This window comes from Pseudomonas sp. LFS044, assembly GCF_047978245.1.
In the GTDB taxonomy this organism is placed as follows: domain Bacteria; phylum Pseudomonadota; class Gammaproteobacteria; order Pseudomonadales; family Pseudomonadaceae; genus Aquipseudomonas.
Window position 1 is genome coordinate 210756 of the sequence record NZ_JBFPFX010000008.1, and the last position, 19017, is coordinate 229772.

16 protein-coding genes are annotated in these 19017 nt (G+C 61.9%); 7 read left to right on the forward strand and 9 right to left on the reverse strand.

Annotated features, from left to right (window positions below; genetic code table 11):
- Positions 1–21: 21 nt before the first annotated feature.
- A complete protein-coding gene (dacB, locus tag ACNQPL_RS09530) occupies positions 22–1485 on the reverse strand; it encodes a D-alanyl-D-alanine carboxypeptidase/D-alanyl-D-alanine-endopeptidase (protein ID WP_416466531.1) in 1464 nt (487 codons plus the stop codon).
- A gap of 187 nt (positions 1486–1672) precedes the next feature.
- Between dacB and ACNQPL_RS09535 the strand changes: the two genes are divergently transcribed.
- A complete protein-coding gene (locus ACNQPL_RS09535) occupies positions 1673–2017 on the forward strand; it encodes a YggL family protein (RefSeq protein ID WP_346613807.1) in 345 nt (114 codons plus the stop codon).
- A gap of 39 nt (positions 2018–2056) precedes the next feature.
- On the opposite strand, the gene ACNQPL_RS09540 is transcribed toward ACNQPL_RS09535, so the two are convergent.
- The 6 genes from ACNQPL_RS09540 to ACNQPL_RS09565 all read right to left on the reverse strand — a co-directional run bounded on the left by ACNQPL_RS09540 (position 2057) and on the right by ACNQPL_RS09565 (position 9017).
- The gene (locus ACNQPL_RS09540; RefSeq protein ID WP_416466533.1) at positions 2057–5656 is read right to left on the reverse strand and encodes a transporter substrate-binding domain-containing protein; all 3600 of its coding nucleotides are present in this window, start codon (positions 5654–5656) and stop codon (positions 2057–2059) included.
- A 9-nt stretch (positions 5657–5665) separates the two neighbouring features.
- The gene (locus ACNQPL_RS09545) at positions 5666–6286 is read right to left on the reverse strand and encodes a response regulator (protein ID WP_416466534.1); all 621 of its coding nucleotides are present in this window, start codon (positions 6284–6286) and stop codon (positions 5666–5668) included.
- Positions 6287–6561: 275 nt separating this feature from the next.
- Positions 6562–7893, reverse strand: coding sequence for a deoxyguanosinetriphosphate triphosphohydrolase (locus ACNQPL_RS09550; RefSeq protein WP_346613810.1), 1332 nt, complete (start codon positions 7891–7893; stop codon positions 6562–6564).
- A 99-nt stretch (positions 7894–7992) separates the two neighbouring features.
- Entirely contained in the window at positions 7993–8322 is a 330-nt protein-coding gene (locus ACNQPL_RS09555) for a hypothetical protein (protein WP_416466535.1), read from the reverse strand.
- Positions 8319–8693, reverse strand: coding sequence for a phage holin family protein (locus ACNQPL_RS09560; protein ID WP_346613812.1), 375 nt, complete (start codon positions 8691–8693; stop codon positions 8319–8321). Before ACNQPL_RS09560 ends, ACNQPL_RS09555 begins: the two co-directional genes overlap by 4 nt.
- 9 nt (positions 8694–8702) lie before the next feature.
- The gene (locus ACNQPL_RS09565; protein WP_346613813.1) at positions 8703–9017 is read right to left on the reverse strand and encodes a DUF883 family protein; all 315 of its coding nucleotides are present in this window, start codon (positions 9015–9017) and stop codon (positions 8703–8705) included.
- Positions 9018–9328: 311 nt separating this feature from the next.
- Here ACNQPL_RS09565 and ACNQPL_RS09570 point away from each other — a divergent pair, with 311 nt between their 5' ends.
- The 5 genes from ACNQPL_RS09570 to ACNQPL_RS09590 all read left to right on the forward strand — a co-directional run bounded on the left by ACNQPL_RS09570 (position 9329) and on the right by ACNQPL_RS09590 (position 12705).
- Entirely contained in the window at positions 9329–10537 is a 1209-nt protein-coding gene (locus tag ACNQPL_RS09570; RefSeq protein WP_416466536.1) for an ammonium transporter, read from the forward strand.
- A gap of 74 nt (positions 10538–10611) precedes the next feature.
- Positions 10612–10851: a glutaredoxin family protein gene (locus ACNQPL_RS09575; protein WP_346613815.1), complete on the forward strand. Its 240-nt coding sequence runs from the start codon at positions 10612–10614 to the stop codon at positions 10849–10851.
- 109 nt (positions 10852–10960) lie between these two features.
- Positions 10961–11395, forward strand: coding sequence for a D-Ala-D-Ala carboxypeptidase family metallohydrolase (locus ACNQPL_RS09580; RefSeq protein ID WP_416466540.1), 435 nt, complete (start codon positions 10961–10963; stop codon positions 11393–11395).
- A 65-nt stretch (positions 11396–11460) separates the two neighbouring features.
- Positions 11461–11769 carry a transcriptional regulator gene (locus ACNQPL_RS09585; RefSeq protein WP_387529824.1) on the forward strand — a complete coding sequence of 103 codons (309 nt, stop codon included), beginning with the start codon at positions 11461–11463 and terminating at the stop codon, positions 11767–11769.
- 51 nt (positions 11770–11820) lie between these two features.
- The gene (locus tag ACNQPL_RS09590) at positions 11821–12705 is read left to right on the forward strand and encodes a pseudouridine synthase (RefSeq protein WP_416466537.1); all 885 of its coding nucleotides are present in this window, start codon (positions 11821–11823) and stop codon (positions 12703–12705) included.
- 96 nt (positions 12706–12801) lie between these two features.
- Here ACNQPL_RS09590 and ACNQPL_RS09595 read toward each other — a convergent pair whose 3' ends face one another.
- Together ACNQPL_RS09595 and acnA are read right to left on the reverse strand one after the other, a co-directional pair.
- On the reverse strand, positions 12802–14367 hold the full coding sequence (locus ACNQPL_RS09595) for a methyl-accepting chemotaxis protein (RefSeq protein WP_346613818.1): 1566 nt from the start codon (positions 14365–14367) through the stop codon (positions 12802–12804).
- 257 nt (positions 14368–14624) lie between these two features.
- Positions 14625–17372: an aconitate hydratase AcnA gene (acnA, locus tag ACNQPL_RS09600; RefSeq protein ID WP_346613819.1), complete on the reverse strand. Its 2748-nt coding sequence runs from the start codon at positions 17370–17372 to the stop codon at positions 14625–14627.
- A 223-nt stretch (positions 17373–17595) separates the two neighbouring features.
- On the opposite strand from acnA, the gene rlmM reads away from it, so the two are divergent.
- On the forward strand, positions 17596–18660 hold the full coding sequence (rlmM, locus tag ACNQPL_RS09605) for a 23S rRNA (cytidine(2498)-2'-O)-methyltransferase RlmM (protein WP_416466538.1): 1065 nt from the start codon (positions 17596–17598) through the stop codon (positions 18658–18660).
- Positions 18661–19017: the final 357 nt, after the last annotated feature.

A 19017-nucleotide genomic window follows, 5' to 3' on the forward strand; every position in this document is an offset into this window, starting at 1 on the left:
ATGGCCGCTCCTGTACAAGCCTCAAGGGTTGATAGCGGCTGTGCTATTGGCTGCCTTGGGCTGGCGATACAGGTCCAGCAGCACCTGGTCCAGCACCTGCGAGGCGCCCCATGGCTTCGGATCGTTGAGGATCGCCGACACCGCCCAGGTATTGCCATTGCTGTCACGGCTGAAGCCGGCAATGGCACGTACGGTGTTCAGGGTACCGGTCTTGATGTGCCCTTCGCCGGTCATCGCCGTACGCTTGAGGCGCTTGCGCATGGTGCCGTCCATGCCCACCAGTGGCATCGAGCTGATGAATTCGGCCGCGTAGGGGCTGTTCCACGCCGCCTGCAGCAGTGCTGCCATCTCGCGGGTGCTTACCCGTTCGGCACGTGACAGGCCCGAACCATTCTCCATCACCAGGTGCGGCGCGGTGATGCCTTTTTTCGCCAGCCACTGGCGCACAACGCGCTGGGCAGCACGGGCATCGTCGCCATCGGCATCGGTGCGGAACTGCGCGCCAAGGCTCAGGAAAAGTTGCTGAGCCATGGTGTTGTTGCTGTATTTGTTGATGTCGCGGATCACTTCCACCAGGTCTGGCGAGAACGCGCGAGCCAGCAGGCGGGCGCTCTTGGGCACGTTCTCGATGCGGTCACGGCCCTGGATGCTGCCACCCAGTTCGCCCCAGATCGCGCGTACGGCGCCGGCGGCGTAGGTTGGGTGGTCGAGCAGCGACAGGTAAGTTTGCGAGTTGCAGCCATCGCCAAGCTGCCCGCTCACCACCACGTTGATACCGTCTGGCTGGGGCACCGGGTTGTAGCGTACGTCGCCGCTGCATTGCTTGGAGGCGACGGCCTTGACCTGGTTGTCGATGCGGATGTTGGCAATCGGCGGCTCGACCGCGATAGTCACCTTGCCGCCATCGTTGCGGGCGACGAAGCGCAGGGCCTTGAGGTTGACCAGCAAGGAATCGGGCTTGACCAGGAACGGCTTGTTGACGTCGCCGCCGTCATCGTTGAACTGCGGCAGGTTGGGCTGCACGAAGTGGCTGCGGTCCAGCACCAGGTCGCCGGTGATGGTGCGTACGCCGTTGGCGCGCAGGTCACGCATCAGCAGCCACAGTTTCTCCATGTTCAACTTTGGGTCGCCGCCGCCCTTGAGGTACAGGTTACCGTTGAGCACGCCATTGCTCAGGGTGCCATCGGTGTAGAACTCGGTTTTCCATTGGAAGGTCGGGCCGAGCAGCTCGAGGGCCGCATAGGTGGTGACCAGCTTCATGGTCGAGGCCGGGTTGACCGACACATCGGCGTTGAACACGGTAGCGGTGCCAGGGCCGTTGAGCGGCAGCATCACTAACGACAGCGCCGTGTCCTGCAGTTTGTTGGCTTTGAGCGCCTGCTGCACCTTGGGTGGCAGTGTGGTGTTAACGGCAGCGGCCTGGCTGGACAGTGCGAATGGCAGAAGCAGGCCGGCGAGAACGAGGGGACGGAGCGTTTTGATCATATGAAATTGATACCCTGCGCACGAGGGAAAAGGACATTGGGGCTGTAAGAGATGGTGACCCCACGACGAAATATAGTGCGCATTATGCCCCAAGCGCAGCGCTCATGCGCCACGTTCGACGGAAAAGCGCCGTTGCACCGCGGAAACTGTTAAAGTGCCGCGCGTAATTACTCAAGAGGATTGTTTCATGGCTACCAACCGTTCCCGTCGTCTGCGCAAGAAGCTGTGCGTTGATGAATTCCAGGAGCTGGGTTTCGAACTGAACCTGGGTTTCAAGGAAGACCTGTCTGACGAAGCCATCGATGCCTTCCTCGACGCTTTCCTGGCAGAAGCCATGGATGCCAACGGCCTGGACTACGTCGGTGGTGATGATTTCGGCCTGGTCTGCAAAGCCGAGCGTGGTTCGGTCACCGAAGAGCAGCGCGCCGCTGTCGAAGCCTGGCTCAAGGGCCGTAGCGAACTGACCACCATCGAAGTCAGCCCGCTGCTGGACGCCTGGTATCCGGAAAAACCGGTCAACCCGGCTTCCTGATGCAGGCTTGAAGCGGCCGCCTGATCGGGCGCCGCTTCATCAAGCTGTGGCCAGTAGCCTGGCCAGGGCTTTCTCGACGCGGCGCATGTGCCGCGCTAGTACCTGCCGCCGCAGCTTCAGCTGTGATACCGGCATAGCGCTTTCTTCCAGGGCCTCGCAGGCCGCCATCATGTCACGTGCATCCAGCATTCGTGCTGCGCTGAGGATCTTGTGTGCCTGCTCGCTGATTGCCGTTGCCTCGGTCTCGGGGTCCAGGGCCAGCAGCTCGGCGAAATCCTCTTGCAGGCTCAGGTGCACGGCGGTCAGAAACCGTTCGCGATCTTTGCGGTTGCCGCTAACGATGCTGTCTAGCCCGCTCAGGTTGAACGATTGGCCCGTGTGGACCTGTTGCCCAGGAACGATGCCGGCGAGGCGCTGGCTGAGGGCCCGCAGGCTGATCGGCTTGAGCAGGCAGTCGTCCATGCCGACACTGAGGCATTTCTGCCTGACCTCGGGTTGGGCGTTGGCGGTATAACCCAGGATGACGCAGCGCCGTTGCCCGGCTTGGCGCTCCTCAGTGCGCACTGCGGCGGCGAGCTGATAACCATTCATGTGCGGCATGTTGCAATCGAGTACCACCACGTCGAAAGCGCCCTCGCGCCATTTTTCCAGGCCCTCGGGGCCGCTGCTGGCACTGGAGTGGCTTAGACCCAGGTAGCCCAGTTGTTGCGACATCAGTAACAAGTTGGCCGGGTGGTCGTCGATCACCAGCACTCTCAGCCGTGGGTCGGGGGGCTCGATCTCGGCGGTGTCCAGCCCTTGTGCAGACGTTGCGCCAACGCGCTGCAGCGGCATCATCAAGCGCACCTGGGTGCCGAAATCGGGCAGGCTCTTGATGCTCAGGGTTCCACCCATCATTTCACACAGGCTGCGGCAGATGGCCAGGCCCAGCCCGGTGCCCGCGCGGGCGCCCTGGCTATGGGGGTTGGCCTGGACGAAAGGGTTGAACAGGCGCTGCAGGTCATCGTCGTGAATGCCGATGCCACTGTCCCGTACTTCCACCTCCAGGCACGGCGCCGTATCGAGGCTATCGTCAGTCAGGCCAAGGCTGATGCGCACCTGGCCGTGATCGGTGAACTTGATGGCATTGCTGACCAAGTTGGACAAGATCTGTTTGAAGCGCAGCGGATCGAGCAGAGCATGGCATCGGGCACTGGGGTGGATGGTCACTTCAAAGGCCAGGCCTTTCTGCCGCGCCTGGCCATCGAATACGCGACCCACCGATTCCACCAGCGCCGCCAGGTCGACCGGCTCCGGCGCGAGCGACAGGTGTCCGGATTCGATGCGCACGATGTCCAGGATATCCCCGATCAGGCCCAGCAGGTCTTTGGCCGAGTGGTGGGCGACTTCCAGGGAGGTGCTGTCTATCTGCCCTTCGTGGGCGCGTTTGACGGCCAGTTCGAGCATGCCGATGACTGCGTTCATCGGCGTGCGGATCTCGTGGCTGATGGTCGCCAGAAAGGTGCTCTTGGCGCGGTTGGCATCATCAGCCAATTGCTTGGCCTCGCGCAGTTCCTGGACAAGCTTGCGGCGCTCGCTGATGTCGATCCAGCCACCGATGATACCTTGCACTTCACCCAGCGAGTCGCGGTAAGGCAGGATCCAGTGGTAGATGGTGAGCTCGCAATCCTTGACCTTCAGGGGGCGATCGATGATCAGGGGTACGCCGGCTGCCATCACCTGCAGGTAGTCGGCTTGAATCTGACGGGTATTTTCGGCACCCGCGAACAGGCTGTCTTCCAAGCGCTTGCCGATTACCTCATCAAGGGTTGCCTGCACCGCCTCAAGGTAACTGGCATTGCAACTTTGCAGGCGCCCGCCCCGGTCTCGGACGTACATGGGGTGCGGGGTGCCATTGAGCAGCGCACCCATGAACTCCAGCTGGTCATTCAAGGCCCGTTCGGCACGCTGGCGCTGTTTGATCTGGCGCCGCAGGCGGGCGTTCCAGACCAGTGCCAGCAATAGCAGCAGCCCGGTCCCGAGCAGCACTTGCAGTACGATGCGTCGAAACTCTTGCAAACTGCTGTCGTCATGCTGGCTATAGCCTCGCCAGCGGTTATTGATAACCCCCAGTTCTTCCGGCGAAATGCTTACCAGTGCCTTGTCGAGGATGGAGGCCAACACGGCGTCTTTCTCGGTAGTGGCCATGGCGAAGCTGGCGGGCTCGGTGCCCACCGTGCTGCGCAGGACCAGATTGGCGTCGCCGGCCAGGGCGTGATGGGCATCGATCAGCGTGGTGATCACTGCATCGACTGCGCCACTGCTCAGCAGAGCCATGGAATAGAAGGGGCTTTCCGTTTCTATCCAGCCTGTTTCCGGGTAGCGGCTACCCAGCAGTTCGGCCATGGCACTGTAGCGGGTGATGGCGATACGGCGCCCGCGCAGTTTATCCAGTGAGCTGTACTCGGTATTTTCGGCGCGGGTTACCAGCACGTAGGTGCTTTCGAGGTAAGGGCGGCTGAGCTGCAGCCGTTCGCCGTTCATCTTGTCGACGGCAAGGGCGGCGATCATGTTCACGCGCCCGTCTTCAAGGCGGGCGATCATTTCGGCGATGCCGTTGGCCCGCTGTACATCGAAGCGCAGGCCGGTGCGCAAGCGAATCAGGTCCAGCAGGTCTGCGGTTATTCCTCGAAATTGGCCATTGGCGTCGAAATACGACAGTGGCGCTGCGGTCTCGTCGATGGCCACCTGCATGACTGGATGGTGGCGCAACCACTGCTTTTCCTCTGCTGTCAGCGGAAGTTGTCGGTTGCTCAGAAGGATGTCGCCACCCGCGCTCCAGCGTTTGGAAATGCTGGCACGCACGCCACTGGGCTGGTGGTCGAGCGTGGTGTTGACCAACTCCATGAGGTAGGTGTCCTGTGCCCGCATGGCGAAACTGAAGCCGATGCTTGCGTGCTTGCCGAAGCTTGCCATGCGCAGGCGTGGCAGGTGGCCGCGATTGAGCTGGTAGTGGGTCGAGAGGGTGTCGCCGATAAACACGTCGGCCTGGCCGAACGCCACGGCATTGAGGGCCTGGGTGGAGGAGCCAAATGCCAGGAGTTGCGCGTTGGGGTAGACGTTGCTGACATCTTGACTGGGCAGGTAGTGGTAAAGCATCCCCAGGCGCATGCCGTCCAGGCCGTGGTCAAGTGCACGGTTTTCATCCTCACGGGTGACCAGCACGGGCTGGTCGACGGCGTAGGGGTGCGACAGCGCCAGGCCTTGGGTCGCAGCCTCGTAACCGTTGGCGCTGCCGAGCAGGTCGATCTCACCGTTTTTCAGCGCCTCCACGGCAGCCTGCCGGTTGGGGTAGCGCAGCACGCGAACCGGCAGTTGCAGTGCCTTGCCGATCAAGCTCGCGTATTCGGCGGTGAGGCCTTGATAGTCGCGCCCGCCGCTGCTGATGTCGAAGGGGGCATAGTCGGGCGCCGATGTGCCCAGCATCAGGTATTTGCGGCCCATCAGCCATTCCCGCTGTTCTGCGGTCAGTTTCAGCTTTATCGGCGTGGGCATCGAGCGGGCGAGCAGGGAGTAGGGCACTGCCTCCTGCTCGGAAGCCTGCACGCTACCCCCGGCCAATGCCAGCAGGAAGGCCAGGCAGGCAATCAATTGAGCCATGCGCACGCCTCAGACCAGTGCGTTGCGCTTGGCCATATCGATAAGGTCGACCAACGTGTCGACCTGAAGTTTTTGCATCAATCGTTTTTTGTACGTGCTGACGGTCTTGTTGCTCAGGAACATACCTTGAGCAATTTCCTTGTTATTGCGACCCTGGGCGAAAAGTTGCAGGACCATCAATTCACGATCATTCACCTGTCGGAAAAGCCTGAGGTCGGCGTCCGCTGTTTCGTGGCTGGTGTGAATAACCTGACTGGGGAAGTAGTTGTATCCGGAGAGCACCGCCTTGATGGCACTGAGCAATTCCCCCAGGTCTTCCTGTTTGCACACATAGCCCGCCGCGCCTGATTGCATGCAGCGCACTGCAAACAGCGCCGGCGACTGCGCAGTGAGGATCAGCACTTTCAGTGGCAGCGCCATGGCCTGGAGGCGAGAGAGCACCTCAAGGCCGTCCAGCTTGGGGATGCTGATGTCCAGAATCACAAGGTCCGGGAGGGTTTCACGGACCATCTGCATGGCGTCCACGCCATTGTCCGTCTCACCGACGACTTTGTAATTCTGGTTCTCGAGCAACATTCGGACAGCCAGGCGAATGACCGGATGGTCATCGACAATGAATACGGTGTGCATGTTCAACTTTCCTGGGCAAGTGCAGTCAAGCGCACCTTAACCCAGTTGCAACTCACGCGGGTTGCGAGGAGTGGCGATTAAACGTATATGGGAAATGCCCTACAGAAGAAATCTATTAGAGCTACGAAGTGTAAGCGCCTGAAATGAAATTGCGGCAGTTTGTGTGATTTTGTAAGTGCGTTTAACTTAAGTGTTCAAGTGTGGGCGCCCTGTGTAGGAAACTTCCTTCAATAACCACTGCCGCGTGGTGGGGGGAGGCGCGGCAGGGTGCTATTTCATGTCGGGCTTGAGCGCCCGGTCATTTCCCGTGCCATCTCGCTGGCGTAGCTGTCGGTCATGCCGGCGATGAAGTCGATCATGCGCAGGAAGGCTGTATGCAGGGAATCGTGCGGGTGTGGGGCGTTGTTGCCGATCAGGTCAAGTACCCGGCGGCTTTTGAAGGAGGGGGTGCGCCCGCCATGCTGTTCGAGCGCGGCGCCACAGAACGTATTGAGGAGAATCTCGAGCGTGGTGTAGGCACCGATCTCATGCAGGGTCTTGCGTTTGTCCTGGAAGATCTTGTGGCGGGCCATGTCTTTGGCCTGGAGCACGCAGCGTTTGGCCGGGCCGTGCATGTGCTCGACCAGGTCGCCCGTCAACTGCCCGGCCAGCAACGCTTGCTGCTGCTCGACGAAGGCGCGGGCGGCGGCGTTGGTCAGGTGTTCGATGGCTTTGCCTCGCAAGATCGCCAGCTTGCGCCGTCGGGAGTCTGCGGGGCCGAGCTGGCGATAGGTTTCGGGCAGGTCATCGCCAACCAGGTCCAGCAGTAACGCCTCGACCTCGGCGTAATGCAGCAACTCCATTTCCAGGCCGTCTTCCAGGTCGATCAGGCCGTAGCAGATGTCATCGGCGGCCTCCATCAGGTACACCAGCGGGTGGCGTGCCCAGCGCTGTTCTTCCAGCAGCGGCAGCTCAAGCTTGTGGGCGATCTGTTCGAGTAACGGCAGTTCGCTCTGGTAGCAACCGAACTTGTGTTTTTTGTAGCCCAGCGCGTCGGCATGCCGTGCTGTCCACGGGTATTTGAGGTAGGTGCCGAGGGTGGCGTAGGTCAGCCGGGTGCCGCCATCGAACTGGTGGTACTCAAGCTGTGTGAGCACGCGAAACCCTTGGGCATTGCCTTCGAAGTTGAGGAAGTCGCCGCGTTCTTCATCACTCATGTCATCCAGCCAGCCGCGCCCTGCAGCCTGCTGAAACCAGTGGCGGATGGCATCTTCGCCGGAGTGGCCGAACGGCGGGTTGCCGATGTCGTGGGCCAGGCAGGCCGACTGCACGATCATGCCCAGGTCACTGGGTTCGCACCAGTCGGGCAGGCTGTCGCGCAACGTTTCGCCAACCCGCATACCCAGCGAGCGGCCCACGCAACTGACCTCGAGGGAGTGGGTCAGGCGGGTGTGGATATGATCGTTGCTGGAGACAGGGTGAACCTGGGTCTTGCGCCCCAGGCGGCGAAATGCCCCTGAGAATATGATCCGGTCGTGGTCTTTGTGGAAAGGGCTGCGCCCGAGTTCCTCGGGGCTATACAGGGCTTTGCCCAGGCGTTCGCGGGTGAGCAGGGTGTGCCAGTCCAAGGCTCGGTCTCCTGTCGGTCGAAGGACGTAGCTTCACGTGTCGTCGAGCGCCATGCAAGTGGCAAATCAGCACCGCCCCTGTAAGCGCGGTGCGGGCCTTCAAGGGCGACGGCCACCTTGCAGGTAAAGTTTTACCAGCGGCAGCAGGCTGGCACCCAGGCGTACCAGGCGCGACAGGTTGCCGCTGCGCACACCCTTGCCGGTCAGGAAACCCATCGCCACCACGGCGCCAATCCCCCAGAGCGGCGCATGCTTGATGCCCAGCCCGTCGTGCAACGAACCGCCAACGCCACGCAGGCGCTGCAGCGGTTCGAGCATCTGCCCCGATTCGACGCGGATCTGCTGGCGGTGCATCTCCATTCGCAGGCGCAGCAGCGCCTTGCGCAGCTCACGCGGGTTACGTGTATTCGGCAGTTCAGGCAGGCTCATGGCAACAGGCGCTCCCGGTCCTTGGCAAGTTCTTCGAGGGTGGAACCGAACGGCGACGACTCGTCGAACACTGCGGCCTTGAGCCGCAGCCCGCAGTACAGTGCGGCCAGGCCATAGAATATGCACAGGCCAATGATGCCGGCCAGGCGATAGCTGTCCCACAGCAGTACCAGCAGCAGCCCCGACAAGGCCGTCAGCAGCAACAGCGCAAACACCAGTGCAAGGCCTGCGAACAGCAGCAGGCTCAAAGTGCGCCCTTTCTGCTCCTGCAACTCGATGCCGAACAGTTCGATATGGCTGTGCAACAGCCCCAATATCGCAGCACCCAGGCGCCTGCCCGAGGCGCCGGTGCCGATGGCGTCATTCTCCATGTAAGCCTCTCAGCGCCGATTGGCCAGCAGGCCGATCAACAGGCCGACACCTGCCGCGATCCCGATGGCGTGCCAAGGGTTTTCCTGTACGTACTGTTCGGCGCTGCCCAGGGCAGCTTGACCCCGTTCGCGGACCGATTCCTGCGTCAGTTGCAAGCTTTCGCGGGCCTGGGTCAGGCGGTCGTGAATCTGCTCACGCAGCTCATCGGCCTGGTCACCCGCCAGGTTGGCGGTATCGGCCAGGAGTTTCTCGGTGTCACGGACCAAGGCCTGGAAGTCAGCCATCAATATCTCTTGTGCAGTCTTTGCCGATTTGCTGGCCATGGTGCTCTCCCTGTGTAGGTGTGTAGGTAGTTCGAGTTACCCGACGTGCGGAAGGTTCACTGCGGTTGCTGGTATGGGGCTTGCTAACAAGCATGCCACAACGCGGGGCGTAGACCGCAGCGATGCGCCGATGCAGGGCGCCGACGCCGGCGAGTACCGATAAACCTTAACCCAATCCACGACAAACCCAAGAAAAAACCACGCAGGCTTCGCCCGGTTGCTCGCAACGGGCGGTAGGTTGGCACCGATTCGGTGCAGGGATGCAGGTTCTTGAACTGTCATGGTGCCTTTTCTGAAGGTCTGCCAATTCAATGCAAAACATGCACAGCGCGATGGACTCCCTGGTCCACGGTTCCAATACCCTGTTCATCCTCATGGGCGCCATTCTGGTGCTGGCGATGCACGCCGGCTTCGCATTTCTCGAAGTTGGGACTGTGCGGCACAAGAACCAGGTCAACGCCTTGTCGAAGATCCTCAGTGATTTCGCCATCTCGGCCCTGGTGTACTTTTTCATCGGCTACTGGATAGCCTACGGTGTGAGCTTTCTGCAGCCGGCCGCTCAGCTGGCTGCCGACCACGGCTATGCACTGGTCAAGTGCTTTTTCCTGCTGACCTTCGCTGCGGCGATCCCGGCGATCATCTCGGGTGGCATTGCCGAACGTGCACGGTTCGTGCCTCAGCTGTGTGCAACAGCGTTGATCGTGGCGTTCATCTACCCCTTCTTCGAAGGCATGGTGTGGAACGGAAACTTCGGTGTCCAGGATTGGCTGAATGTCCACTTCGGCGCACCGTTCCATGACTTTGCTGGCTCTGTGGTGGTGCATGCCATGGGCGGCTGGCTGGCACTGGCGGCAGTGCTGCTGCTGGGCGCCCGGCGTGGGCGCTATCGGGACGGCCGGCTGGTGGCCTTCGCACCGTCGAGCATTCCATTTCTGGCGCTGGGGTCGTGGATTCTGATCATCGGCTGGTTCGGCTTCAACGTGATGAGCGCCCAGACCTTGCAAGGTGTCAGCGGGCTGGTGGCGATCAATTCGCTGATGGCCATGGTCGGCGGCACCCTGGCGGCCTTGCTGGCCGGGCGCAATGACCCGGGCTTCCTGCACAACGGCCCCTTGGCGGGCCTGGTGGCGGTCTGCGCCGGCTCCGACCTGATGCACCCGATTGGCGCGCTGGCTACCGGCCTGGTGGCCGGGGTGTTGTTCGTGTGGAGTTTCACCGCTGCACAGAACCGCTGGAAAATCGATGACGTGCTCGGCGTCTGGCCGCTGCACGGCCTGTGCGGCGTATGGGGCGGGATTGCGTGCGGCATCTTTGGCCAGGCAGCCCTTGGCGGTATGGGCGGCGTCAGCTTGGCCAGCCAGTTGATCGGTAGCCTGGCCGGTGTGCTGGTCGCGCTGCTCGGTGGGTTTGCGGTGTATGGCGTGATCCGCAAGGTGCATGGCCTGCGCTTGAGCCACGAGCAGGAGTTCCAGGGGGCCGACTTGTCGCTGCACCGTATCGGTGCCACCAGCCAGGATTGAGCGAGGCCAGGTGCACAGGGGGCGGTAGCGACCTAGAATAGGTGTCTCATCCAAGCCAAACCGGGTCCCGCTCCATGTTGCCTGAATGCCAACTCTTCGGCACCGTCGGGTGCCACCTGTGCGAAGTGGCCGAAGCCGTCCTGATGCCTTTTGTCGACCACGGCTTGTTGGTCGAACTGATCGATATCGCCGACAGCGAAGCGCTGTTCGAACGCTACGGCCTGATCATTCCGGTACTGCGCCGCTGTGATACCTCTGCGGAATTGCATTGGCCGTTCGATGGCGAGCAGGTGGTGGCGTTTCTGGCCCAGTGAGGGCGGCCTGTGGAAACGATACCTGCCTGCATGTACGGCATGGCGAGTTGATGATGCTGCGCCGGCGACATTGTTGCCGCCCATCATCAACCCCGTCGAGAACCATGCCATGCGCCTCACGCCACATTTCACGCTTGAAGAAATGACCGCCTCACAAATCGCCGCCAGAGAAGGGGTGGACAATACGCCATCGGCAGAGGCCGCCAGCAACCTGCTGCTGTTATGTCAGGCACTCGAACAGGTGCGAGCCCTTTTTGGCCAACCTGTACTCATCAGCAGTGGCTACCGTTGCGCTGCCTTGAACGCACGTGTCGGTGGGGCATCGCGCAGCCAGCACGTGAGCGGGCTGGCTGCGGACTTCACGTTATCTGACTACAGCCCCCGGGAAGTCGCCCGCCGCATCAGTGAAAGTGATGTGGTTTTCGACCAGTTGATCCTCGAGTTTGACAGCTGGGTTCACTTGTCGGTGACAACGGGCACACCGAGGCGCGAGCTGCTGACCATTCGCAAGGGCACCGGCTATTTGCCCGGCTTGCGAGGATGAACAGCATTGACGCAAAGGCAGGCATGTTCGTATGCTGTATATAAATACAGTATCGAGGTAAGCCCATGCTCAACGTCGAGCAATTGAAATACACCGTTAACCGAATGCCGGTCGAACGGGTGTACGACGCCGTGCTGGAACTGCGCCTCGAAGGCCTGGTTACCGATGACCGTACGCCGTTCGGCAAAGTGCATTTCAATACCTGTTTCGCCGAGATCGAAGCACTGTTCCAGCGGGCCGGTTACCACCGTGGGCTGGATGTGGTGGGTTACCAGGGGTTGCTCTACGCACTCTATGACCCCGGCCGCTGGGAGCCTGTACAGGTGCTGCGCTGGCTGAAAGAACGGAGCGAGGCTGCGGTGCAGGCTGGTTGAGCTGCCGGCCATGGGGGATAATACCCGGCCCTGCCTGTTCCGAGCCTTGCCATGACCACGCCTTTCGACCCCGCCCGCCAGCAAGCCAGTACGGTCTGCCTGCCACCCGGCAACTGGCCAACGGTACTCGATTGCCTGTGCGACCATTTCAAGGCCATCGAGCGTGCGCAGTGGCTTGATCGCTTTGCCCGTGGTCGAGTGCTCGACGCGCAGGGCCAGGCGATTGCCGCCGACCTGCCTTATCGCCGTGGCATGCGCCTGCACTATTTTCGTGAAGTGCCCAACGAGCGACCGATACCGGTACAGGAAACCATACTGCATGCGGATGAGCACCTGGTGGTGGCCGACAAACCTCATTTCCTGCCGGTGACGCCGACCGGCGAGTATGTCGAGCAAACGTTGCTGCGCCGCTTGATCCGTCGTCTGGGCAACCCTCACCTGGTGCCGCTGCACCGCATCGACCGGCATACCGCGGGGTTGGTGCTGTTTTCCGCCAACCCGCAGACCCGCAGCGCCTATCAGCGGCTGTTTCCCGAGCGGCGCATCGACAAACGCTACCAGGCCATTGCCGCTGCCTTGACGCAGCGTGAATTCCCGTTGGTACACAAAAGCCGCCTGGTGCACGGCGAGCCGTTTTTCCGCATGCATGAGGTGGAAGGGGCGCACAACAGCGAAACCCTGGCCGAGGTGCTGGAGAAGAACGGTGAGCAGTGGCGCTATGGGCTGTCGCCAGTCACCGGAAAGACCCATCAGCTGCGGGTACATATGGCAGCGTTGGGGGCTGGGATCTGTAATGACCCGTTCTACCCTGAGTTGCTCAAGGTAGAAGATGATTATCAGCGGCCATTGAAGCTGCTGGCGCACAGCTTGCGGTTTGCCGACCCGTTGACGGGGGAAGAGCGCTACTTTGAAAGCCGGTTGACGCTGGATTGGTAAGGGCCGCTTTGCGGCCCATTCGCGGGTCAAGCCCGCTCCCACAGGTTCTGCCGAATCCTCGGAATTCGCAGACTGGTTGCGGGAGCGGGCTTGCCCTTAGCGGTTGAACCGCTCCACCAGCGAATACTGGCCACCGGCGGTAGTGGTCAGCGCTTCGCTGAGCAACGCCGAGTGCTGCGCCTGTTCGGCGGTCTGGTCGGCCAGTTGGGCGATGGTGCTGATGTTGCGGCTGATCTCGTCGGCCACCGCTGTCTGCTCTTCGGTGGCCGCGGCAATCTGGGTCGCCATGTCAGTAATATTGCCCACGGCTTCGCTGATACCGACCAGCGCCTGGTCGGCCTGCATCACACGCTCGACACCTTCCTGAGCCTGGCGGTGGCCGGTTTCCATGGTCAGCACGGCGTTGTTGGCAGTCTGCTGCAGCTTGGCAATCAGGCCATGGATTTGCCCGGTGGACTCCGCGGTGCGTTGGGCCAGCTGGCGCACTTCGTCGGCGACCACCGCGAAACCGCGGCCCATCTCGCCGGCACGAGCCGCTTCGATGGCGGCGTTGAGTGCCAGCAGGTTGGTCTGGTCGGCGATGCCCTTGATCACATCGACCACGCCACCGATCTCGTCACTGTCCTTGGCCAGTTGCGTCACGGTCTCGCCGGTTTCGCCCACCGCAGCCGACAGGCGTGCAATGGCATCGCGGGTTTCCCCGGCGATCTGTCGGCCCTGGCTGGTCAGGCGATTGGCTTCCTGGGTGGCATCGGCGGTGCGCTGAACGTGGTTGGCCACTTCCTGAGTGGTAGCGGCCATCTGGTTGACGGCAGCGGCGACCTGTTCGGTCTCGACCCGCTGGCGCTCCAACCCCGTAGAGCTCTTGTGGGCCAGTGCGTCGGACTGGCGTGCCTGTTCGCTGAGGTGCTCGGCGCTGTCCTGCAGGCGGGTCAGGCAAGTCTTCATGCGCGCGTCCTGGCTGAGCATGGCCATCTCCAGCCGCGCCTGCACACCGCGGCTGTCGGTGAACATCTGCGCGATCAGCGGGTCGGAAGTGGTCTGTTCGGCCAGGCGCAACAGGCGCTTGAGGCCGCGTTGCTGCCAGCTCAGGCCGAGCAGCCCCAGCGGCACCGACAGGCCGGCGGCCAGGGCAAAGCCCCAGGAGTGGCCGAGCCAGTTGCCGATCAGGAAGCCCACCTGGCTGATCAGGATGAACGGCAGCCAGTCCTGCAGCACCGGCAGCCATGTGTCCCGGCGCGGCACAGCGCTCTTGCCCTGGTTGAGGCGCTGGTACAGGGCTTCGGCGCGGCGGATCTGCTCGGCGGTCGGCTTGACCCGCACCGATTCGAAGCCGGTGACCTGGTTGTTGTCGAAGATCGGCGTCACGTAGGCGTTGACCCAGTAATGGTCGCCCGACTTGCAGCGGTTCTTGACGATGCCCATCCAAGGCTGGCCTTGCTTGAGGGTTTGCCACATATGGGCGAACACCGCCGACGGCACATCAGGGTGGCGTACCAGGTTGTGCGGCGCGCCGATCAGCTCCTCGCGCGAGAAACCGCTGATCTCGACGAATGCATCGTTGCAGTAGGTGATCACGCCTTTGGCGTTGGTGGTCGAGATCAACCGTTGTTGGGCTGGGAAAGTCCGTTCCCGTTGAGTGATCGGCTGGTTGTTACGCATGGGCTGAGTAATCCGCAAGGCTTTCGACAGGTATCGGCAAGCCCTTGCTTTAATTGAATGGATATTTAAGTTTGTTGATCTGACGCAACTGCACGCCGTTGCAGTTGCGCTAGCGCAACTGCCCCGTTCGCGAAAGATGGCGTCACTATTACAGTTGTTTTGCTGAAATAGTGACGTATAAGTCGGATGATGACTGATTGGCTGGCCAAGGGCCAGCCCCCCAGGGCAGGAAGGGGCGCGTAGCGCCCCGGTGTGTGTCAGGCCGAAGGTGCGATCATCTGCCGCAACACATAATGCAGAATGCCGCCCGACTTGAAGTATTCCACTTCATTGACCGTGTCGATGCGGCACAGCACTTCGATGTCTTGCACTTGACCGTCCTCTCGGGTGATCCGCAGCGGCAGGGTCATGCCGGGCTTGAGTTCAACGCCAGCCAGCCCTTTGATGTCAATGCGCTCCTTGCCGGTCAAGCCCAGTTGCTTGCGATCCTGGCCCGCCTTGAACTGCAAGGGCAGCACACCCATGCCCACCAGGTTGGAGCGGTGGATACGTTCGAAGCTCTCCGCCAGCACCGCCTTGACCCCCAGCAGGTTGGTGCCTTTGGCTGCCCAGTCGCGGCTGGAGCCGGTGCCGTATTCCTGGCCGGCTATCACCACCAGCGGCGTACCATCGGCCTGGTAACGCATGGCCGCGTCGTAGATCGACAGTTTTTCGCCCGTGGGCGCGTAGAGCGTATTGCCGCCTTCTTCGCCGCCCAGCATCTCGTTGCGGATGCGGATGTTGGCGAAGGTGCCGCGCATCATCACTTCATGGTTGCCCCGCCGAGAACCGTAAGAGTTGAAGTCCCGCGGCTCTACACCTTTCTCACGCAGGTAGCGGCCAGCTGGGCTGTCGGCCTTGATGTTGCCAGCAGGGGAAATGTGGTCGGTGGTGACCGAGTCGCCGAGCAGGGCGAGAATATGTGCGCCCTGAATGTTCTCGATGACCGGCAGCGGCCCGCCGATGTCGTCGAAGAACGGTGGGTGCTGGATATAGGTGGAGTCTTCCTGCCACACATAAGTGGCTGCCTGCGGCACTTCGATCGCTTGCCACTGGGCGTCACCGGCGAACACTTCGGCATATTCCTTGTGGAACATCGCTGTATCGACCTTGGCCACTGCGTCGGCGATTTCCTGTTGGGTGGGCCAGATATCGCGCAGGTACACCGGTTGCCCATCCTTGCCCGTGCCCAGTGAATCGCGTGTCAGGTCTACCCGCACGCTGCCCGCCAGGGCGTAGGCCACCACCAGCGGTGGCGAGGCCAGCCAGTTGGTCTTGACCAGCGGGTGCACACGGCCTTCGAAGTTGCGGTTGCCCGACAGCACCGAGGCCACTGTCAGGTCGGCACTGCCGATGGCTTTTTCGATGGCTTCGTCCAGCGGGCCCGAGTTGCCGATGCAGGTGGTGCAGCCATAGCCGACCAGGTCGAAGCCAAGTGCGTCCAGGTAAGGGGTAAGCCCGGCGGCGTTGTAGTAGTCGGTCACCACCTTGGAGCCGGGCGCCAGCGAGCTCTTGACCCAAGGCTTGCGCTGCAGGCCCTTTTCCAACGCTTTTTTCGCCACCAGCCCGGCGGCCATCATCACGCTGGGGTTGGAGGTGTTGGTGCAGGAGGTGATCGCGGCAATCACCACGGCGCCATGGCGCAGTGTGTGGGTTTGGCCTTCATGGCTGTAGTCGATTTCACCGGCCTGGTCGGCATTGCCAACCGCCACGCCACCGCCGCCCTCGCTTTCCAGGCGGCCGACTTCTTTTGCCAGCACCTTGGGCTGCTGTTCGACGAAGTGGTTGAACGCCTGGCTGACCTCGCCGAGGGCGACCCTGTCCTGAGGGCGCTTTGGCCCGGCGAGGCTGGCCTCGACCTCGCCCATGTCCAGCGCCAGGGTATCGCTGAACAGCGGCTCCTGCCCTGGCAGGCGCCACAGGCCCTGGGCTTTGCAGTACTGTTCGACCAGTTGTACCGTCTGCTGCGGGCGGCCTGACAGGCGCAAGTAGTCGAGGGTAACCTCATCGACCGGGAAGAAGCCGCAGGTTGCGCCATATTCCGGCGCCATGTTGGCGATGGTGGCACGGTCAGCCAGGGGCAGGTCGGCCAGGCCGTCACCGTAGAACTCGACGAACTTGCCGACCACGCCTTTCTTGCGCAGCATCTGCGTCACGGTCAGCACCAGGTCGGTGGCGGTGATGCCTTCGCGCAGCTTGCCGGTGAGCTTGAAGCCGATCACTTCGGGGATCAGCATCGACACTGGCTGGCCGAGCATGGCGGCTTCCGCTTCGATGCCGCCCACACCCCAGCCGAGTACGCCCAGGCCATTGATCATGGTGGTGTGCGAGTCGGTGCCGACCAATGTGTCGGGGAACGCGTAGGTGCGCCCGTCGGCTTCGCGGGTCCAGACGGTGCGGCCGAGGTATTCGAGGTTGACCTGGTGGCAGATGCCGGTGCCGGGCGGTACCACGCGGAAGTTGTCGAACGCGCTCTGGCCCCAGCGCAGGAAGGCGTAGCGTTCGCCATTGCGCTGCATCTCGATGTCGACGTTCTGGCCAAACGCCTGAGGGGTGGCGTAGCGGTCGACCATCACCGAGTGGTCGATGACCAGGTCCACGGGTGACAGCGGGTTGATCCGCTGTGGATCGCCGCCGGCCTTGGCCATCGCGGCACGCATGGCCGCCAGGTCGACCACGGCGGGTACACCGGTGAAGTCCTGCATCAATACCCGCGCCGGGCGATACTGGATTTCGCGATCGGAGCGGCGTTCCTGCAGCCAGCCGGCGAGGGCGCGCAGGTCGTCGCTGCTGACGGTCTTGCCGTCCTCCCAGCGCAGCAGGTTTTCCAGCAGTACCTTGAGCGACATGGGCAGGCGCTGCAGGTCGCCGAGCTGCCGGGCAGCCTCGGGGAGGCTGTAATAGTGATAGGTGCTATCGTCCACCTTCAAGGTCTTGAGGGTATTCAGGCTATCGAGCGAGGGCATTGCCAACTCCTTATGCACCGGTGCCCGGCATTTGCTGGCGCATGCCGGTGTCACCGCTCTGTTTCGGCCCGCACGGTACGGACCTGGCTGAGTGGTCAGGTTAGACCTGTTTGCCACCCCTGACCCTTTTCTGGACCGGCGGGGCATGTCGCAGGTTCCGAACTTCCTTTATCATCGCCGCCCTGCCGGCGCCTGTGGTGCGCCAGCCGTAGTGGAGTGAGAGATGAATACCCTGTTCATGCATTGCCGGCCCGGTTTCGAGGGCGAGGTCTGCGCCGAGATCAGCGAACACGCGGCCCTGTTGGGTGTTGCTGGCTATGCCAAAGGCAAGCCGCAGAGCGCCTGCGCCGAGTTTGTCTGTGCCGAGGCCGAAGGTGCCGAACGGTTGATGACGCAACTGCGCTTCGCGCAACTGATCTTCCCGCGTCAGTGGGCGCGTGGCTGCTATATCGAATTGCCGGAAAGCGATCGTATCAGCGTGCTGCTCGAGCACCTGGCTGACCAGCCGGTATTTGGCAGCCTGTGGCTGGAAGTGCTCGACAGCAACGATGGCAAAGAGCTGTCGACCTTCTGCCGCAAGTTCGAAGTGCCGCTGCGCAAAGCGATGGAAAAGGCTGGGTGCCTGGCCGACAACGCCAGTTTGCCGCGCTTGCTGCTGACCTTCATCAGCGGCCGTCGGGTGTTCGTTGGCGTTGCCGAGGCCAATAACAGCGCGCTGTGGCCTATGGGTATTCCGCGCCTGAAGTTCCCGCGCGAGGCGCCGAGCCGTTCGACGCTCAAGCTCGAGGAAGCCTGGCATCAGTTCATCCCGCGGGAGCAGTGGGATCAGCGCCTGGGCGATGACATGACGGGTGTCGACCTGGGTGCATCGCCGGGTGGCTGGACTTACCAGCTGGTACGTCGCGGCATGCTGGTGACTGCAATCGACAATGGGCCGATGGCCGAGAGCCTGATGGACACTGGTTTGGTTCAGCACCTGATGGCGGACGGTTTTACCTGGCAGCCGAAGCAGCCGGTGGATTGGATGGTGTGCGATATCGTCGAGAAGCCGGCGCGGTCCACTTCGTTGATCGAGACTTGGCTGGGTGAGGGGTTGTGCCGTGAGGCGGTGGTGAACCTGAAGTTGCCGATGAAGCAGCGTTATGCGGAGGTGCGGCGGTTGCTGGACCGCATGGAGGCGACGTTCAAGGCGCGTAAGGTCAAGGTGTCGATTGCGTGCAAGCAGCTTTATCACGATCGTGAGGAAGTGACTTGCCATTTGCGTAGGCTGGACTTGAAGCCGCGATAGCAAACGGCGGGGTTTGGTGCCGGTATCGCAGACGGATAGGTCCCCTTTTCAAAAGCCCGAAAGCTTCACGAGACGGTTCTGATGTGTTTGAGATCCATTGGCTGTGGCGACGCTCACCCACCTTTCCGCCCTTAGGGCGGGTCACTTTTTGGCAGACGCCCCAAAAAGTAACCAAAAAAGGCTGGCGGTATGACTCACCCACATGGGTTACAAATCAGTTCACGCACATAGGTAACAGTCTTTAACTGGCTTTGGCTTTGGCTTTGGCTTTGGCTTTGGCTTCTAAGCGCGCAATGGTCCAGACGACACAGATTGCGACTTCAGGAGGCCGAGCGGAGGTCTTGCGGAGGGAGGTGA

Bases quoted from the DNA above. Each gene is read 5' to 3' on its own strand.
- dacB (WP_416466531.1), bottom strand. From the start codon at position 1,485: ATGATCAAAACGCTCCGTCCCCTCGTTCTCGCCGGCCTGCTTCTGCCA.
- ACNQPL_RS09535 (WP_346613807.1), top strand. From the start codon at position 1,673: ATGGCTACCAACCGTTCCCGTCGTCTGCGCAAGAAGCTGTGCGTTGAT.
- ACNQPL_RS09540 (WP_416466533.1), bottom strand. From the start codon at position 5,656: ATGGCTCAATTGATTGCCTGCCTGGCCTTCCTGCTGGCATTGGCCGGG.
- ACNQPL_RS09545 (WP_416466534.1), bottom strand. From the start codon at position 6,286: ATGCACACCGTATTCATTGTCGATGACCATCCGGTCATTCGCCTGGCT.
- ACNQPL_RS09555 (WP_416466535.1), bottom strand. From the start codon at position 8,322: ATGAGCCTGCCTGAACTGCCGAATACACGTAACCCGCGTGAGCTGCGC.
- ACNQPL_RS09560 (WP_346613812.1), bottom strand. From the start codon at position 8,693: ATGGAGAATGACGCCATCGGCACCGGCGCCTCGGGCAGGCGCCTGGGT.
- ACNQPL_RS09565 (WP_346613813.1), bottom strand. From the start codon at position 9,017: ATGGCCAGCAAATCGGCAAAGACTGCACAAGAGATATTGATGGCTGAC.
- ACNQPL_RS09570 (WP_416466536.1), top strand. From the start codon at position 9,329: ATGCAAAACATGCACAGCGCGATGGACTCCCTGGTCCACGGTTCCAAT.
- ACNQPL_RS09575 (WP_346613815.1), top strand. From the start codon at position 10,612: ATGTTGCCTGAATGCCAACTCTTCGGCACCGTCGGGTGCCACCTGTGC.
- ACNQPL_RS09580 (WP_416466540.1), top strand. From the start codon at position 10,961: ATGCGCCTCACGCCACATTTCACGCTTGAAGAAATGACCGCCTCACAA.
- ACNQPL_RS09585 (WP_387529824.1), top strand. From the start codon at position 11,461: ATGCTCAACGTCGAGCAATTGAAATACACCGTTAACCGAATGCCGGTC.
- ACNQPL_RS09590 (WP_416466537.1), top strand. From the start codon at position 11,821: ATGACCACGCCTTTCGACCCCGCCCGCCAGCAAGCCAGTACGGTCTGC.
- ACNQPL_RS09595 (WP_346613818.1), bottom strand. From the start codon at position 14,367: ATGCGTAACAACCAGCCGATCACTCAACGGGAACGGACTTTCCCAGCC.
- acnA (WP_346613819.1), bottom strand. From the start codon at position 17,372: ATGCCCTCGCTCGATAGCCTGAATACCCTCAAGACCTTGAAGGTGGAC.
- rlmM (WP_416466538.1), top strand. From the start codon at position 17,596: ATGAATACCCTGTTCATGCATTGCCGGCCCGGTTTCGAGGGCGAGGTC.